18 protein-coding genes are annotated in these 16,983 nt (G+C 68.5%); 13 read left to right on the top strand and 5 right to left on the bottom strand.

The genetic code is table 11. The annotated features are described in order from the left end of the window. Nucleotides 1–27: 27 nt before the first annotated feature. Nucleotides 28–603, bottom strand: a complete 576-nt coding sequence (locus tag ACPCUW_RS21605; RefSeq protein WP_423426700.1) for a MarR family winged helix-turn-helix transcriptional regulator — start codon at nt 601–603, stop codon at nt 28–30. Between the two features lie 199 nt (nt 604–802). On the opposite strand from ACPCUW_RS21605, the gene ACPCUW_RS21610 reads away from it, so the two are divergent. The 3 genes from ACPCUW_RS21610 to ACPCUW_RS21620 all read left to right on the top strand — a co-directional run bounded on the left by ACPCUW_RS21610 (nt 803) and on the right by ACPCUW_RS21620 (nt 2,593). Continuing rightward, nucleotides 803–1,252, top strand: a complete 450-nt coding sequence (locus ACPCUW_RS21610) for a carboxymuconolactone decarboxylase family protein (protein WP_104364211.1) — start codon at nt 803–805, stop codon at nt 1,250–1,252. Nucleotides 1,253–1,439: 187 nt separating this feature from the next. Next, nucleotides 1,440–1,613 (top strand): hypothetical protein, encoded by a 174-nt coding sequence (locus tag ACPCUW_RS21615; RefSeq protein WP_423426701.1) that lies wholly within the window; start codon nt 1,440–1,442, stop codon nt 1,611–1,613. A 284-nt stretch (nt 1,614–1,897) separates the two neighbouring features. Next, complete coding sequence (locus ACPCUW_RS21620) at nt 1,898–2,593, top strand: class I SAM-dependent methyltransferase (protein WP_423426703.1); 696 nt, start codon at nt 1,898–1,900, stop codon at nt 2,591–2,593. A gap of 75 nt (nt 2,594–2,668) precedes the next feature. Here the strand turns inward: ACPCUW_RS21620 and ACPCUW_RS21625 are convergent, their stop codons facing one another. Next, nucleotides 2,669–3,478 (bottom strand): DUF2382 domain-containing protein, encoded by an 810-nt coding sequence (locus tag ACPCUW_RS21625; RefSeq protein ID WP_423426704.1) that lies wholly within the window; start codon nt 3,476–3,478, stop codon nt 2,669–2,671. Nucleotides 3,479–3,967: 489 nt separating this feature from the next. On the opposite strand from ACPCUW_RS21625, the gene ACPCUW_RS21630 reads away from it, so the two are divergent. After that, nucleotides 3,968–4,900: an alpha/beta hydrolase gene (locus tag ACPCUW_RS21630; RefSeq protein WP_423426706.1), complete on the top strand. Its 933-nt coding sequence runs from the start codon at nt 3,968–3,970 to the stop codon at nt 4,898–4,900. A gap of 269 nt (nt 4,901–5,169) precedes the next feature. After that, complete coding sequence (locus tag ACPCUW_RS21635) at nt 5,170–6,033, top strand: AfsR/SARP family transcriptional regulator (protein ID WP_423426707.1); 864 nt, start codon at nt 5,170–5,172, stop codon at nt 6,031–6,033. Between the two features lie 11 nt (nt 6,034–6,044). On the opposite strand, the gene ACPCUW_RS21640 is transcribed toward ACPCUW_RS21635, so the two are convergent. Both ACPCUW_RS21640 and accA read right to left on the bottom strand, forming a co-directional pair. Next, nucleotides 6,045–7,403, bottom strand: coding sequence for an acetyl-CoA carboxylase biotin carboxylase subunit (locus ACPCUW_RS21640; protein WP_423426709.1), 1,359 nt, complete (start codon nt 7,401–7,403; stop codon nt 6,045–6,047). A gap of 14 nt (nt 7,404–7,417) precedes the next feature. Next, nucleotides 7,418–9,094 carry an acetyl-CoA carboxylase carboxyl transferase subunit alpha gene (accA, locus tag ACPCUW_RS21645; RefSeq protein WP_219824663.1) on the bottom strand — a complete coding sequence of 559 codons (1,677 nt, stop codon included), beginning with the start codon at nt 9,092–9,094 and terminating at the stop codon, nt 7,418–7,420. Between the two features lie 213 nt (nt 9,095–9,307). On the opposite strand from accA, the gene ACPCUW_RS21650 reads away from it, so the two are divergent. Genes ACPCUW_RS21650 through ACPCUW_RS21680 form a run of 7 tightly spaced genes read left to right on the top strand, consistent with a single transcriptional unit; the run spans nt 9,308 to nt 16,040 of the window. Then, nucleotides 9,308–10,576, top strand: coding sequence for a beta-ketoacyl-[acyl-carrier-protein] synthase family protein (locus ACPCUW_RS21650; RefSeq protein WP_063012016.1), 1,269 nt, complete (start codon nt 9,308–9,310; stop codon nt 10,574–10,576). Further along, nucleotides 10,573–11,787 carry a ketosynthase chain-length factor gene (locus ACPCUW_RS21655; protein WP_423426710.1) on the top strand — a complete coding sequence of 405 codons (1,215 nt, stop codon included), beginning with the start codon at nt 10,573–10,575 and terminating at the stop codon, nt 11,785–11,787. The genes ACPCUW_RS21650 and ACPCUW_RS21655 overlap by 4 nt, the downstream gene beginning before the upstream one ends. A 52-nt stretch (nt 11,788–11,839) precedes the next feature. Then, complete coding sequence (locus ACPCUW_RS21660; protein ID WP_030515841.1) at nt 11,840–12,097, top strand: acyl carrier protein; 258 nt, start codon at nt 11,840–11,842, stop codon at nt 12,095–12,097. Then, nucleotides 12,094–13,044 (top strand): aromatase/cyclase, encoded by a 951-nt coding sequence (locus ACPCUW_RS21665; protein WP_423426712.1) that lies wholly within the window; start codon nt 12,094–12,096, stop codon nt 13,042–13,044. Before ACPCUW_RS21660 ends, ACPCUW_RS21665 begins: the two co-directional genes overlap by 4 nt. After that, nucleotides 13,041–13,973 carry an MBL fold metallo-hydrolase gene (locus ACPCUW_RS21670; protein WP_423426714.1) on the top strand — a complete coding sequence of 311 codons (933 nt, stop codon included), beginning with the start codon at nt 13,041–13,043 and terminating at the stop codon, nt 13,971–13,973. Before ACPCUW_RS21665 ends, ACPCUW_RS21670 begins: the two co-directional genes overlap by 4 nt. Nucleotides 13,974–14,014: 41 nt before the next feature. Then, nucleotides 14,015–15,253 (top strand): FAD-dependent oxidoreductase, encoded by a 1,239-nt coding sequence (locus ACPCUW_RS21675; RefSeq protein ID WP_423426839.1) that lies wholly within the window; start codon nt 14,015–14,017, stop codon nt 15,251–15,253. A gap of 25 nt (nt 15,254–15,278) precedes the next feature. Continuing rightward, entirely contained in the window at nt 15,279–16,040 is a 762-nt protein-coding gene (locus ACPCUW_RS21680) for an alpha/beta fold hydrolase (RefSeq protein WP_423426715.1), read from the top strand. On the opposite strand, the gene ACPCUW_RS21685 is transcribed toward ACPCUW_RS21680, so the two are convergent. After that, nucleotides 16,019–16,390, bottom strand: a complete 372-nt coding sequence (locus ACPCUW_RS21685; RefSeq protein WP_030515846.1) for a winged helix-turn-helix transcriptional regulator — start codon at nt 16,388–16,390, stop codon at nt 16,019–16,021. The two genes, ACPCUW_RS21680 and ACPCUW_RS21685, sit on opposite strands and share 22 nt — an antisense overlap. Nucleotides 16,391–16,483: 93 nt before the next feature. Between ACPCUW_RS21685 and ACPCUW_RS21690 the strand changes: the two genes are divergently transcribed. After that, nucleotides 16,484–16,978 carry a luciferase family protein gene (locus tag ACPCUW_RS21690; protein WP_423426718.1) on the top strand — a complete coding sequence of 165 codons (495 nt, stop codon included), beginning with the start codon at nt 16,484–16,486 and terminating at the stop codon, nt 16,976–16,978. The last annotated feature ends 5 nt before the right edge of the window (nt 16,979–16,983 follow it).

Here is a 16,983-nt window from a genome sequence, read left to right on the forward strand (position 1 = left end):
TCCCCCGGACCGAACAGCAGCGTGGCGTCAACTCTTGTCGCCGGTCGTCACCGCGTTGTTGACCGGGCAGCTACCTTCGCTTCGGCCGCAGGCGTCGAAGTCGCAGAGGCGACACAGCCACGGTTGTGAACGGTCGTTGCCGCGGGTTGCGCGTTGTTCGGCTCTGGCGAGGGTCATCGTGGTCAGCATCGCGTCCAGCGTTGCCGCGAGATTGTCGATCTCGCCCGCGGACAACGCGGACAGCGCACTCGTCAGCGACTTCTCGCGCGTCCGGAGTATCCGTGCGGCCATGTCCCGGCCGTCCCGCGTGAGGACCACGGAGACCGCCCGCCCATCCTGTGCGCCGCCGCGCTCGACGAGCCCTTCGGCGACGAGGCGGTCGACAAGGCGCACCGTGCCCGAGTGCGACAGGCCGAGAACGGAACTCAGCTGCGTGACCGATCCGCCGTCCAGGAATTGATGCATCGCGGCAAGAGCGGCGGGGGCCGACGGGCCGAGCGCCGCGACCGCTTCGACGGCAGTGTTCATCCCGTCGGCGACGACGAGACTCAAGGCGCCCAGAACGTTGGCTGCATGGTGAAGGCTTGACTGGGTTTGCGTCACGGTCCTAGTTTATATGCATGAGTCACACATATTCCAGCGAAAACCGTTCTGCCTGAGCCCCCGCCCGGCGGCCATACCGTAGCGCCACGCCGTATCCGATCTGATCTCGCGCAGCCGCCCGTCCAGCAGGCCGAGGCGGGCACGCCGGCGGTAGATGACCGGCCCGGATGGGCGCACACAAACAACGAAGGACACAACCATGGAAGCACGCATGAAGAGCGTGGCGAATCCCGACTTGCTCACCGGAATCCAGCATCTGCACAAGGCAATTCACGCCGGTGGCGTCGATCCACTCGTGCTCGAGCTGGTCCATCTGCGGGCCAGCCAGATCAACGGCTGCAGCCCGTGCGTGTTCGCGGGCGTGGAGTCGGCGAGGAAGCTCGGGGAGACCGAGCAGCGGCTGCACAGCGTAGTCACCTGGCGCGAGACCCCGTTCTTCACCGAGGAGGAGCGGGCAGCGCTCGCGTTGACCGAAGCCGCCACCCGGATCCAGGACGGCTCGCCGGGAGTGACCGACGAGATCTGGGACGCGGCCGCCGACCACTTCGACGAGAACCAGATGTTCGCGATCATCCTGAACATCGCGATCACCAACTTCTTCAACCGGATCAACCACACGATCCGGGAGCAGGCCGGCAAGACCTGGTGAAGGTGGGCTTGCCACAACGGGAAGCGGAGAGGTAGGCGAAGCGCCGGCGTCACGAGCGCCGGCCGGCCTCGGCAATGCCGACCGCCTGCGACTGACGCCTCGTCGAATGCCCTCTGCCGCAACGCATGCCGCACCGGACGCATAACCCGGGTAGCCTGTGGTGAGACGATTCTGCGAGGGGGACATCATGACATCGAACAGTCACCGAGAGCAGGACGGCGATCCACGCGCCCAGTGGCGCCGCCTGCCCGCCGAACCTGCCTACTACGTCGAGGAGACCGATGTCGATGGGAGTTCGGCGAGCTACACCGTGCCCGCCGTCGACTCGACCCAGGACTTCATTCGACTCTACGGCGGCTAGTGCCGCTGCTCGCTGCGCCGGAAGGCACCGAGCCGGATATCCGCAGACCGCGTCGACTGCGCGCCGGACGCTCTCGGCGGCCGATTCCATGGTGGAGGGCAGTTCGGTGCGGGTCCAGTAACTGGTACGAGGAACCGGCACCGCACGCCGGGTTATCGAGTCACGCCCCGGAACGAACCCCTACCGCACAAACCCCCTACCGCCTGCGCCCCGGCACGCGGCGCGGCCGTAGCATCGAATGAGCTCCAACCAGTCTGATAGCCCCGACCGATCCGGAGGACATCATGACCACACCGGGCGATTTCACGTTCGAGGATGCGTACCAAGGCGATGCCGGCCCGTTCTCCGGCACCAAACCGCCCTGGAGTATCGGCGAGCCGCAGCCGGAGCTGAAAGTGCTTGCCGAACAAGGCAAATTCCACGGCGACGTCCTCGACGTCGGCTGCGGTGAGGCCGCGATCTCGCTGTATCTGGCCGAGCGTGGCTTCACGACGGTCGGGCTGGACTCCGCCCCGACCGCCATCGAACTGGCCCGCGCCGAGGCCCAGCGGCGCGGACTGTCCACCGCCACCTACGAGGTCGCCGACATCACCTCGTTCACCGGATACGACGGCAGATTCGGCACCATCGTCGACAGCACCCTGTTCCACTCGATCCCGGTCGACCAGCGGGACGGGTATCAACGTTCCATCGTCCGCGCGGCAGCCCCGGGCGCGTCCTACTTCGTGCTCGTCTTCGACCGCAAGGCGTTGCCGGCCTCGCCCGAGGGGTTCGGTCCCAATCCGGTGACCGAAGACGAACTGCGCGAGCTGGTTTCGAAATACTGGGTCATCGACGACGTCCGCCCCGCGCGCATCCACGGCAACGATCTCCCCCGCGACGATCGATCACCGATCCACTTCGAGGACGTGCGCGACGAGCCCGGCGGTCGCAGCTCGGTTCCAGCGTGGTTGCTGCAAGCCCACCTGGCTCTGGGCTGACAGCGCCTTGTCCTCCGGACGATAGGGCCGGGCCCGGTCCGGGCCCGGTCCGGGCCCGGCTCACACCATCAGTGGTCAGCGTTCGTCCGGGTAACGGCGATCGTCGTAGCGTCCCGGATCGGTGCCCTCGGTGTCGATACGCTCCTTGCGCACGGTGTCGCCGACGGTCTCCTGTTCTTCGACGTCGTCGACGGCCAGGCGCACCCGTTCGACCGGCACCGTCTCCTTGTCCACGGTCACCCGGTCGCGGTGCAGGGTGACCTCCTGTTCCTCGTCGCCCAGGGAAGTCTGCCCGTACGCCCCGGCGTCGGTGACCGGTTCGCGTTCCACACGGACCTCTTCGTGGCTGGTGGGCACCGTCACCGTCTGATCCTCGGTGACGACATACTTGCGCAGGCGCGCGGTGCCGACCTCCTCACGCTGGGTATCGACGTTCAAGCGTTCCTCGGAACGGATCAGGCCCTGGTCGCCGGTGGGATCTGTGGCGGCGTGGCGGCCGTTCGGGGCGGCATCGGGACGCGCGGTCCCCTGACCGTCGCGCATCGCACGGCCGTAGGCGTCCCAGCCGGAGTGGTTCGGGTCGACGTGATAGTGGCGGAACAGTTGTTCCTCGCCTTCCCGGCTGATATGCCCGTCCTGTTCCACAGCGGGAGCGGATTTGACCATTTCCTTGTCCACATTCACCCGCAGCGCGTCGGACTGCGGATTGTGCTGCGCCCCGACCAGCGGAACCAGCGAATCGTGGCGGAACAGGCCGGTGGACACCGATGCCCAGGTCGGCGAACCGGTTTCGTTGTCGACGTAGATGTTCTTGACCTTGCCGATCTTGTCGTCGTGCGAGTCGTACACGGTGCTGTCCATCAGAGTGTCGAGCTGTCCGGTCATGGTTGCTCTCCTCCTCGGTACGGATGGGATGGATTCATCGGGGAATACGCCGGCGTGACCGGCTGTCGCCCCCGGCAGCCCAGCAAGTTCGGCTACACGTCGGCAGGTACCCGGCAATCATCCAGCGAAACCCGCTGGGCTTGCATGGAATGCGATTCGATCCAGCTCGCAGGCGTCGTTGACGAGCCTGAGGCATCCGGCAACATACCCCTCGCGGCCTGATCCGACTTGGGGCGCGGTCGAATCCGTTCGACCACCCGGCGATCGCATCGTCGGCGATCGGATGCCGGTCCCCGCGTCGGGAGGGGCCACTCGGCAGGCCCGCGCCCACTTCTCCTGTTTCGGTGATCGACCAGCTACCGATACTCCGGGGGATGCGAGTGCCACGTGCCGTATGAAGCGCCTCCGCCCCGCGTCTCGGTGGCGAATACTGATCGGTGTCCGGGTGGCGTCATCACCGGGATACCGATTGTGCAGTGTGGAGTTGCGATGAGGCTGCGAGCTTCGACCCTGACCGTCCTCGCCGCCGCGTGTGTCGCGGCCGCCGCATTCGCTCCCGCCGCCGCGGGCCCACCGCTGCCGGGCACGGTGGATCTGCCCTGTGCGGCGACGACCCTGCATCAGGACGTCGCGTGGTATCGGCCCGCGGGTACGCCACGCGGCCTGGTCTGGCTGCAGCACGGCTTCGCGCGCACCGAGGGCAACGTCGCCGCACTCGCCGAAACGCTATCCGCCGCTGGGTATCTCGTCTTCTCCCCCAGCCTGCCGTTCGTGAACCTCGACGGCTGCACCCTGCAGAACCTCGGCGACAACACCGCGTTCCTGGATCAGGTGGCCCGGCTGTTCGCCACCGCCGACGATCCCACCGGGCCCCTCGCCACCTCGGCGACGCGCGCCGGAGTCGACCTGCCCGCGCTCCCGCGCTCGCTCGTGTTCATCGGTCATTCCGCCGGCGCCGAAGCCGTCGAATACGTCGCCCACCGCCTGCACACCTCCTCTCCGGCCGCATGGGCGAAGCTGCGCGGGCTCGTCTTGCTGGACCCGGTGAAATCCTTCCTCGGCGCCGATACCGATGTCGCACTCGACGACCTCGCCGCCACGGACCTGCCCGTCCTGACCGTCTCCGGTCCGCCCGCGCTGTGCAACAACTTCGGCAGCGGAACCACCGCCCTGCAGGCACATCTGCATCGCCCCTTCCTCGGGGTGCGCCTCGACACCGGCGAACACACCGACGCCGAAGGAACCTCGAGCGATCCGCTGGGCGAATTGCTCTGCGGGATACCACAACCGGCGAACGTGGCAGCACTCCAGCACCTCGCCACCGGTTGGACCGGCGACTACGTCGACGGCACCACCGACTATCCGGCCGCCGCCGCGGCGGCCTTCGCCGAACACCTCGCCGAGCCCCTCACCGGAGCCTGACCGCAACCGGCGGACCGCTGCGGCCCGGCCCGGATTGCGCTCGGCGGCAATCGGTTCCGACGACCGGCCCGCGGCCACCCGGTCGAGCGTCCAAACTATTGTTCACCTGCGAAAACATATGCGAGAACAAGACGGCCGTAAGGCGTTAACGGTATGATCACAGTAGGTTTACGGTCTCGCCACAATGCCCTCGGTACTCTGAAACGGACTACAGCGACGTACGAATTCACGCTCACCGCACAGCAATTCATGCTACAAGGGGACGCTACGTGTCGAATCCTGTGTATGCCCGCGTTCTGGGCCCTTTGACTCTCGCCCTCGACAATCGCAATGCGACGCCGACCGCACAGAAGCAACGGCAATTGCTGGCCTTGTTGTTGATTCGGCATTCGACGGTGGTTCCGGTCACGACCCTGATCGAAGAGCTGTGGAACGACGATCCGCCGCGCAGCGCGATAACGGTCGTGCAGACCTATGTTCTGGGTATCCGGAAGAAGATGGCGCAATATCTGGATGTGGACCAGGGCGAGATCGCGAACCGATATCTCCGCACCTGGAGCAAGGGATATATGTTCGACGCCCAGGACTGTGTCCTGGATTTGCGCGACTATCGCACGATGACCGACGCCGCCCGCTGCGCGCTGAATGCCGGTGACGACATGCGCGCGGTGGATCTGTTCACGGCGGCCGAAGCACTGTGGACCGGTCCGGCGCTGCTGGACGTGGAAAGCGGCCTGCCGCTGTCGGCCGAGCTGTCGCATCTGGAACAGGTGCGGCTGACCGACCTCGAGCTGCGAATCGAAGCGCAGCTGCGGCTGGGCCGCTTCCGCGAGGTCTGCCCCGACCTGGCACGACTGACCGCGGAACAACCCCTGCACGAACGGCTGCAGGCCTACTACATGTACGCGCTGTGCCGTTCCGGCCGGCGGCATCGCGCCCTCGAGTCCTACCATGAATTCGCCCGTTCACTGCAGCGGGAACTCGGCCTGGATCCCTGTGTGAAATTACGCCGATTACACAGCGACATTCTCAACGCCTCCGACGAATCGGTGACCCTGATGCTCGAGCGCCGCCATGCCGGATATCTGATCGGCTGGCAGGCGGGCGCGCAACGTTCCGCGACGCCCGCCTAATCCGGCCGCTCTCATTCCGGGGCGGTACCCTCGAACATTTCTTCCACCAGGGCGGTGGTATGGGTACCGGCTCGGAATTTCGACTGATCGAGGACGTCCAGCAGAAATTCTCGAGTGGTGCACAATCGTTCGCCCTCGACCCGGAATTCCGTCAGTGCCCGGTTCATCCGCGCTATCGCGGCATCGCGATCGGGCGCCCACACGATGACTTTCGCGAGCAGCGAATCATAGTTCGGCGGCACCGAATAACCCGCCCGGATATGTGTGTCGACTCGGGTGAACGGACCGCCGGGCGCGGTGAATTCGGAAATCGTGGCGGGTGTCGGCGCGAATCCGGCCGCCGGATTCTCGGCATTGATCCGGCATTCGATCGCGGCCCCCTTCGGCTGAATGCGATCCTGCGTCCATGCCAGCGGTTCGCCGGCGGCGATCCTGATCTGCTCGGCGACCAGATCGATACCGGTGACCATTTCGGTGACCGGATGTTCGACCTGAATGCGGCAATTCACCTCCATGAAGTAATAGTTGCCGGCCGAGTCGAGCAGGAATTCGACGGTGCCGGCTCCGGTGTATCCGGCGGCGAGCACCCCGTCGACCGCGGATCGGCCGATCCGCGCGGCCAGCCCCTCCGGCAGCCGCGGCGCCGGTGACTCCTCCACCAGCTTCTGGTGCCTGCGCTGCACCGAGCAATCCCGCTCGCCGAGATGGACACCCGCGCCGAAGGTGTCACACAGCACCTGCACCTCCACATGCCGGGCGTGGTCGAGATACCGCTCGACATACACCCGGCTGTCGCCGAAGAGCATGCGGGCCGTGGCCCGGGTGTCCCGGTAGGCGCGGGCGAAATCGGCGCCGTCGTGCACCACCGCCATCCCGCGCCCACCGCCGCCCGCGACGGCCTTGACGATCACCGGATACCCGATCCGGTCGGCGAGAGCCTGCGCCTCGTCGAATTCGAGAGCGTCGAGACTGCCCGGCAGCAGCGGCAACCCGGCCTTGGCCATCAGCGTGCGTGCCGACTGTTTGTCGCCCAGCTCGGCCATGACATCCGCGGGCGGCCCGATGAGGGTGACCCCGGCGGCCCGGCAGGCATCGGCGAAATCCGGTGATTCCGAAAGGAATCCGTAGCCCGGATGGATGGCGTCGGCGCCGGTGATCTCAGCCGCCGTCAGAATGACGGCCGCGTCGAGATAACTGCGTTTCGCCGCGGCCGGACCGATCCGCACGGCCTCGTCGGCGAAATCCACGACCGCCGAATCGTGGTCGGCCGCCGAATAGACCGCCACCGTGCGCACGCCCATTTCCCGGCAGGTGCGGGCCACCCGCAAGGCGATCTCGCCGCGGTTGGCGATCAGAATCTTGTCGAACATTCGCGCCGCCTCTCTCAGGCCGCCGTGCGAGCGGCCACGGGAAGTCCGAAGCGACGGAATCTGGCCCGCCGCTGCGCCGCCAGCTCCTCACCGCTGCGCCCGATCAAGGCTTGCAGCGTTTCGGCCAGGGCGCGGTGCAGCCGCTCGGCCGCCGCGTGCGGCGCCAGGGCATCGTCGTGTCCGAGCTCGGGCAGTACACCGTCGACGATGCCCAGGCGCAACAGGTCGCGGGCCGTGATGTGCAGTGCCGCAGCGGCTTCGGCCGAGGCGCTCGGATCGTTCCACACGATGGCCGCACACCCTTCGGGGCTGATCACCGAGTAGACCGAGTCGGCCAGCATCAACACGCGGTTGGCGACCGCGAGCGCCAGCGCACCGCCGCTGCCCCCCTCGCCGATCACGACACTGATCACCGGCACGCGCAAGGCCGACATCAGGCGGATGTTCTCGGCGATGGCGACGGCCTGGCCCTGTTCCTCGGCGGTCGCGCCCGGGTAGGCGCCGGGCGTGTCGATGAGCGTGACGACCGGCAGGCCGAGCTTTTCCGCCAGGCGCATGAGCCGGGCGGCCTTGCGATATCCCGGCGGCGTCGGCATGCCGAAGTTGCGGGCCATGAGCTCCTTGGGATCGTGACCCTTCTGCTGGCCGATCACCATCACCGGCTGGTCGCCGAGCCAGGCCGGTCCGCCGACGACCGCCGGACAGTCGGCGCCGATGCGGTCACCACGCAGTTCGACGAATCCGTCGAACGCGAGCGCCACATAGTCCAGCGCCGTCGGCCGGGTGATCTGCCGCGCCCGGCGGACCTGCTCCCACGCCTGGGTCTCGGGCAGCGACTGCGGATCGGTGACGATGCCGGCCGCCGCACCCGGTTCGCCGGTGGGATCGACCGGGCCCGCGATGCGCAGCAGCGAACCCAGCGTCGCGCGCAGGCCCGACCGCGGCACGATCATGTCGATGAGGCCGTGCTCGAGCAGGAATTCCGCGGTCTGGAACTGCGGCGGCAGTTCCTGACGGATCGTCTGCTCGATGACCCGGCGCCCGGCGAAACCCAGCCGGGCGCCGGGTTCGGCGATCAGCACGTCGGTCAGCGTCGCGAACGAGGCGGCGACACCGCCGTAGGTCGGATCGGTGATCAGGCTGACGGTGAGGATGCCCGCACGATCGAGCTGCTCGAGCGCCGCGCTGGTCTTGGCCATCTGCATCAGCGACAGCGGCCCCTCCTGCATGCGGGCGCCGCCGGAGGCGGTGACCAGCAGCAGCGGAATGCGTTCGGTCAGGGCGTATTCCGCCGCCACCGTGATCATCTCCCCCACCGCGGTGCCCAGGCTGCCGCCGAGGAAGCGGAAGTCCATGGCGACGATCACGACCGCGGAGCCCTCGATGCGGGCGGTCGCGCACACGACCGCGTCGCGTAGTCCGGTGCGCGCCCGCGCGCCGGCCAGCCGATCGGCATACGGCACGACGTCGTGGAAGTTCAGCGGGTCGTCCTCGGTGCCGGCGATCGGCAGCGGCTCGAACCGGCCCTCGTCGGCCAGCTGGCGCAATCGCTGCTCGGCGGACAGGGTGGTGTGCCGGCCGCATTCGCCGCACACGCCCAGGTCTCGCTCGAAACGCTTGCGATACAGCGGAATCCGGCAGCCCGGGCACAGTACCCAGTCCGCGGTGTGGGAGCTTGGCGGCGTCTTCACGGGGTGTCTCCTGTGCTCGATCGGCCACGGTCAGCCGGACCGCAGCGTCCGGTGTGCCCAGGTTCGCGCGGCGCCCTCGAGGACAGCTCGATCGCGCTGCTCGAGCGGGGCTAGAGCGGCCCGCTTCACCCTGATCGTGATCTCGGGGACTTTCGGGACTCTTCGGCGAGAAGGGACAACAGCTGTGTACGCCAATGCATTCGGAGGTTCGTTATGAACCGTCGTGTCGTCGTGACCGGGCTCGGAGTTCGTGCGCCCGGCGGTAACGGCAAGGACGAATTCTGGAAATTGCTCTCGGAGGGGCGCACCGCCACCCGCCGGATCAGCTTCTTCGACGCCTCGCCCTACCGGTCGCAAGTGGCCGGCGAAGCCGATTTCGACGCGGCCCGGGAAGGACTGTCACCCAGGGAGATTCGCCGCATGGACCGCGCCGCGCAGTTCGCGGTGGTGTGTGCCCGGGAAGCGGTCGCCGACAGCGGCCTCACCGTCGACGCGCTCGATCCGCAGCGCGTCGGCGTCAGCCTCGGCAGTGCCGTGGCCGCCGCGACCAGCCTGGAACAGGAATATCTGGTGCTGTCGGACTCCGGCCGCAACTGGGTGGTCGACGAGAAGCACGTCTCGCCCTACATGTTCGACTACATGGTGCCGAGTGTGATGCCGGCCGAGGTGGCGTGGAGTGTGGGCGCCGAGGGGCCGGTCGCCATGGTGTCCAACGGGTGCACCTCCGGGCTCGACTCGGTCGGGCACGCGGTGCAGTTGATCCGTGAGGGCTCCGCCGACGTGGTGCTGGCCGGCGCCGCCGATACCCCGATCACACCGATCGTGGTGGCCTGCTTCGACGCGATCAAGGCGACCACCCCGCGCAACGACGACGCCGAGCACGCCTCGCGCCCGTTCGACAACTCCCGCAACGGATTCGTCCTCGCCGAGGGCGCGGCGATGTTCGTGCTCGAGGAGTACGACAGCGCCCGCCGCCGCGGCGCGCACATCTACGCCGAGATCACCGGCTACGCGACGCGCTGCAACGCCTACCACATGACCGGCCTCAAGGCCGACGGCCGCGAGATGGCCGAGGCGATCCGGGTGGCCCTCGACGAATCGCGGGTCGATCCCACCGCCGTCGACTACGTCAACGCGCACGGCTCGGGCACCCGCCAGAACGATCGCCACGAAACCGCCGCGGTGAAGCGCAGTCTCGGCGAGCACGCCTACCGCACGCCCATGAGCTCGATCAAATCGATGGTGGGGCATTCGCTGGGCGCGATCGGCTCGGTGGAGATCGCGGCCTGCCTGCTCGCGCTGCAGCACCAGGTGGTGCCACCGACGGCCAATCTGCACGAGCCGGATCCGGAATGCGATCTCGACTACGTCCCGCTCACCGCCCGCGACCACCGCATCGACACGGTACTCAGCGTCGGCAGCGGTTTCGGCGGCTTCCAGAGCGCGATGGTGCTGCGCCGCCCGCAGGGGGTGCCGGCATGAGCGTCGTGACGGGAATGGGCGTGGTGGCGCCCAACGGGCTGGGCCTGGACCACTTCTGGGATGCCGTGCTGGCGGGGCGCGGGGCGATCGCACCGCTGACCCGCTTCGACACCACCGGGTTCGGTGCGACACTCGCCGGCCAGGTGGCCGAGTTCGACGCCGGCAAATACCTGCCGAGCCGGTTGCTGCCGCAGACCGACGTCTCCACCCGGATGGCACTGGTGGCCGCCCAGTGGGCACTCGACGACGCGAAGGTCGACCCCACCGCACTCACCGACTACGGCATGGGCGTGGTCACCGGAAACGCTTCCGGCGGTTTCGAATTCACCCACCGCGAATTCAACAAGCTGTGGTCGCGCGGCTCCGAGCACGTGAGCGTGTACGAGTCGTTCGCCTGGTTCTACGCGGTGAACACCGGCCAGATCTCGATCCGGCACGGCATGCGGGGACCGAGCAGTGCGCTGGTCGCCGATCAGGCCGGCGGCCTGGACGCCGTCGGCCACGCCCGGCGCACCGTGCGCCGCGGCACACCCCTGGTCGTCACCGGCGGCGTCGATTCGGCGCTCGACCCGTGGGGCTGGGTCTCCCACATCGCGGCCGGAACGGTCAGTACCGCAACCGATCCCGCGCGCGCCTACCTGCCTTTCGACGCGCAGGCGGCGGGCAACGTGCCGGGCGAGGGCGGAGCCATGCTGGTCCTCGAGGATGCCGCGGCGGCCCAGACCCGGGGCGTGCCCGACTGTTACGGCGAAATCGCCGGCTACGCGCAGACTTTCGATCCGCCGCCGGGTTCGCCGCGCCCGCCGGGACTGCAACGGGCCATCGAACTGGCACTCGCCGATGCCGGACTGCGCAGCGACGACATCGATGTCGTCTTCGCCGACGCCGCCGGTGTCCCCGACGCCGACCGTGCCGAGGCGGCGGCCCTCGAGGCCGTCTTCGGACCGGGCGGGGTCCCGGTGACCGCCACGAAACCGCTCACCGGGCGGCTGTTCTCCGGCGCGGGCCCCCTCGACATCGTCACCTGCCTGCTGGCCATGCGCGACGCGGTGATCCCGCCGACCGTGGCCACCACCGAACTCGCCGACGGATGCCGGATCGATCTGGTCCGCGGCGAACCGCGCTCGGCCGACCTCGGCGCCGGATTGGTGCTCGCGCGCGGCCGGTGGGGTTTCAACTCCGCGGTGGTCGTCCGCGCGCACCCGCGCTGACCCCGCAGCACAGCAATCGCACCATCCCTTCGAATGCACTCAGGAGCAGATCATGACCATCACCATCGACACCCTGCGCCGAATCCTCGTGGCCTGCGCCGGCGGCGACGAGGACGCCCCCGAACTCGCCGGTGACATCGCCGAGGTCGAGTTCGAGGAGCTCGGCTACGACTCGCTGGCCCTGATCGAAACCGCCTCGCGTATCCAGCGCGAGTTCGGGGTGACGGTTCCCGAGGAACAGCTCATCGACGTCAAGACTCCGCAGGAGCTGATCGACATCGTCAACCAGCAGCTGGCGGGTGTGGCATGACCATCCGCACGACTCACACCCGTGTCGTCGAGGCGCCCGCGGAGGATGTCTACGGGCTGGTCGCCGATGTCGGGCGCTGGCCGGTGATCTTCGAACCCAGTGTGCTGGTGCGGCATCTGCACCGCGGCGCCGACGAGGAACGGTTTCGGCTGTGGGCGACGGTGAACGGGCAGGTCACCGACTGGACCTCGCGCCGGACTCTGGACCCCGCCGGCCGCCGCATCACCTTCGAGCAGGAACGCAGCCGGGCGCCGATCGCCTCCATGGGCGGGCAGTGGACGTTCGACGAAACCGGCCCGCGCACAACGACTGTCACCCTCGATCACCACTTCACCGTGGCCGACGGTGTGGATCCGGACGTGATCACCGGAGCGGTCGACCGCAACAGCGTGGCCGAGCTGGCGGCGCTGGCTCGGATCGCCGAGCTGGGGCATCCGGTCGACGACATCATCGTCACCTTCGAAGATCGCGTGACCCTCGACGCGACGGCAGCCGAGCTCTACGACTTCGTCTATCACAGCGACCGCTGGCCCGAGCACGTTCCGCACGTCGGCCGAGTGGATCTCACCGAGGACGCCGACGGGGTTCAGCTGATGGAGATGGACACCGTCACCGAAGGCGGTATCCCGCACACCACCCGGTCGATCCGGATCTGTGTCCCGGCCGAACGCATCGACTACAAACAGCAGTTGCCGCCCGCGATGCTGTTCGGGCACAGCGGCGCCTGGGAATTCGCCGACGATCCCGCCGGCGTGGTGGTCACCGCTCGCCACACGGTGGCGATCAACCCCGCCGCCGCGCGTGAAATCCTCGGTCCCGGAACCGGACTCGCCGAGGCGCGCGCCTATCTCGGCGAGGCCCTCGGCACCAACAGCCGCAACACCCTGCTGTGCGCGGTGCGATACATCGCGGCCCGCCGCGCCGACTCCGCGAAAACCCCGTCATGACGGCGACCGGAAGTCCGCGCCTGGCAGAACCGGTGGTGCAGGAGGTGGCCGAGGGTGTCTTCGCCTACACCCACGGCCACGGCGGCTGGTGCGTCAGCAACGCCGGCGTGGTCGCCGGGCCCGACGGTGCGCTGGTGATCGACACGCTCGCCACCGAGGATCGCACCCGCGGCCTGATCCAGCACGTGGATCGGGTCGCCGGCGGGCCGGCGCGCACCGTGGTCAACACCCATCACCACGGCGACCACAACTTCGGCAACCATCTGTTCGGACCCGCCGCGGTGCTCATCGGACACGACCGGATCCGCGCCGAGATGATCGAGACCGGGCTGGCCCTGACGCAGTTGTGGCCGCAGGTCCGGTGGGGCGACGTGCGAGTCACGCCACCCTCGGTCACCTTCTCCGACCGGCTGACGCTGCACGTCGGCGACCGGCGGGTCGAGCTGATCCATCCAGGTCCGGCGGCGCACACCACCAACGACGTGGTGGCGTGGCTACCCGCGGAGAAGGTGCTGTTCGCCGGGGATCTGGTGATGTCGGGCGCGGCGCCGTTCTGCTTGTTCGGTTCGGTCGAGGGCACCCTCGCCGCGGTCCGGACGCTGGCCGGGCTGGGCGCGGAAACCGTTGTGGCGGGCCATGGTCCGGTCACCGGACCGGAGATCTTCGATCAGACGATCCGATATCTGGAGTGGATCCTCAGGTTAGCGCTCGACGGCCGGGCATTGGGGCTGACTCCGCTCGGCATCGCCCTCGAGGCCGATCCCGGCGAGTTCACCGATCTGGTGGATGCCGAACGGGTGGTCGGCAATCTGCATCGCGCGTATGCCGAGGCCGACGGCGCGGCACCGGGGGCGCCGCTGGACGTGCTCGCCATCTTCGACGAGATGGTCGGCTACAACGACGGCCGGCTACCGGCGTGCCTGGCATGAGCGAGCGCAGCGAGCGAGAGGCCGGCACAGCCGAGCGGGAGATGGGCACGGCCGAGATTGTGGATGTGTGTGTGGTCGGCGGCGGACCGGCGGGACTGGTCGCCGGTGTGCTGCTGGCCCGGTCCGGAGCGAAAGTTCTCGTGCTGGAGAAACATCCGGACTTCCTGCGCGACTTCCGCGGTGACACGGTGCATCCGTCGACGCTGACGGTGATGGACGAGCTCGGGCTCGCCGAGGAGTTTCTCCGGCTGCCACATGTGCGGGCTCCGCGGCTGCCGATGGCGACCGCGATGGGACCGGTCATGTTCGCCGACTTCCGCCGGCTGCCCGGCCCGTTTCCGTTCGTGGCGTTCATGCCGCAGTGGGACGTGTTGAACTTCCTCGCCGAAACCGGTCGCCGGTATCCGGGATTCCGTCTGCTGCAACGGGCGGAGGTCACCGAACTGCGCGAGTCCGGTGGCACCGTCACCGGCGTGCGCGCCGCCACCCCGGACGGTCCGCTCGAGGTCCGGGCCCGCCTCGTGATCGCCGCCGACGGACGCAATTCGCTGGTGCGCACCAGCGGCGCGCTCGCGGTGGCGGCGAGCCGGGCGCCGATGGACGTGTTGTGGTTCCGGGTGGGCAAACCCGCGGGCGAGAGCCTGCCGACGGTTCGCAGCGGCAAGGGATTCTTCATCGTCTGCATCGATCGCGGCGACTACCTGCAGGTCGCCTACATGATCCCCAAAGGCGGATTCGAGGCGATCCGGGCCGGTGGGCTGCCCGGTTTCCGGGGGCAGCTCGCGGCCATCTATCCGGTGCTGGCGCCGGGGCTCGAGGCCGCGATTCGCGACTGGGACGATGTGAAGCCGCTCGATGTGCGGGTGGACCGGCTGCGGCACTGGTGCCGGCCCGGCCTGCTGGCGATCGGTGATGCGGCGCACGCGATGTCGCCGGCGGGCGGTGTCGGTATCAACCTCGCGGTCCAGGACGCCGTCGCCGCCGCGCGGCTGCTGGCGCCCACACTGGCCGCGGGCGGCATGCCGAGTCTCGCGCAGTTGCGCGCGGTGCAGCGCCGCCGCGAATTCCCCATGCGGGTGGTGCAATTCGCGCAATTGCGCCTGCTCGCCGACCTGTATCCGAACGCCGGAGGACCCAGCACCGACAAGCCGCTGCTGGCCCGGCTGCTGCGTCGCTTCCCCGGACTCTCCCACGTGGTGGCACGGGTGATCGGCCTCGGGATCCGGCCCGAGCACGTCCCGCCGGCCCACGGCGACCATCTCATCGTTTCCGGTACCTAGTTTCGAGCACCCAGGAGGACCTGTCGTGTCGACCTATCTCCTCGTTCACGGCGCGTTTCACGGCGGCTGGGCCTGGCAGCGGGTTACCCCGCTGCTCACCGCGGCCGGCCACCGTGTCTTCGCGCCCTCACTCGCCGGTATGGGCGAACGCGCCGACGAGCTCACCCCCGACGTGGGACTCGACACCCACGTCGACGATCTCGCCGAGCTGATCGTCGCCGAGGATCTGCGGGAGTTGATCCTGGTGGGCCACAGCTATGCCGGGATCGTCGTCACCGCGCTCGCGGATCGGTTCCCGGACCGCATCGCCGAGCTGATCTACGTGGATACCTTCGTGCCACGAGACGGCGAAGCCATCTCCGACATCATGCCGGAGATGGTCGAGGCGTTCACCACCGCGGCCGCCGCCGTGGGAGACGGCTGGCGCGTGCCCCCGCCGACCGAGCCGATGGGGGACAGCGGAATCAACGGCGTCACCGAGGAACCCGATCTGAGCTGGGTGGCCTCGATGCTGACGGCCCAGTCGCTGAAGACGTTCCACCAGCCGCTGACGCTGCGCAATCCGGACTCCTTGGCGCTCGTTCCCGTCACCCACATCCACTGCAGCGAGGGCGGCGAGGCCTTCAAGGCGATGCGCGCGGCGATGCCGCGGACCCTTCCCCCGGCCGACCTGCCCGCCGAACGGCTCGAGATCCTGCCGACCGGGCACGACTGCATGATCACCATGCCGCGTGAATTCGCCGGGCTGCTGTTGAAATTCGCGTCTCAGCCGTCGCCCGCGTCGTAGGCGGCGCGAGCCGCCAGCACCTCCGCCAGGTGCTCGTTCGACCACCGCGCGAGACCGTCGAACAACGGAGTGAGGGTGCCGGCCAGCGCGGTGGCCGCGTACTCGACGCGAGGGGGGACCTCGGGATGGTAGGTGCGCTGCACCAGACCGTCGCGTTCGAGCTGGCGCAGCCGCTGGGTCAGCACCTTGGGCGTGACGCCCGGAATGCGTTGCTGCACTTCGTTGAAACGCATCCGCCCGTCGTGGATCAGCACCCACAGCACCTGGGTGGACCAGCGGCCGAAGAACAGGTCGACCACCGGGGAGATCGGGCACGGATCCGCGACGGGCGGCGGCGTGACGGGCGTCATGAGCACTCCTGGGCACTTTCCATTTGGTAACTACTATACTTTGGAAACTACTGTGTGACCAGAAGCCTTCACCGGCGCGAGAGGAGCACAGTGATGACTGCGACGGCACCCCACGGAAACCTGCGCTTGCCCCGGCGGCGCGGCGAACGCCCGCTCACCCGGCCACACAATCCGCATCAGCAGCTCACCCAGAATCCGGACGTCCGGCTCCAGGAAGCGCTGTGGACGCGCATGGCCACACTCGATGGTGTGCTGGCCGCCCGCAGTACGGTCTCGCTGCCCGACACCCGCGCCCTGCATCTGCACCCCGATCTCGCGCACGGCCCCGAGGACGCCTTCCTGGCCGGCACCGAATTCGCCCACCTGCACGGGCACGCCGACGGCAGCCTGCATCTGCGCCTGCCGGAAACCGCTGCCGCCGAGGCCGTTTCGGCCGGCTGGGCCGAACAACATCCGATGGCCCGCGCCGGCGTCCTGCCGGCGACGCTGCTGATGGTCTACGGCCCGCGCGACGCCGACGAACTGGAACAGGTCTGGCAGCTGGTACGCGCCTCCTACGACTACGCCCGCGGGAACGCTCGAGCATGATTCGA

Source organism: Nocardia sp. AB354 (assembly GCF_049538315.1).
Lineage (GTDB): Bacteria > Actinomycetota > Actinomycetes > Mycobacteriales > Mycobacteriaceae > Nocardia > Nocardia nova.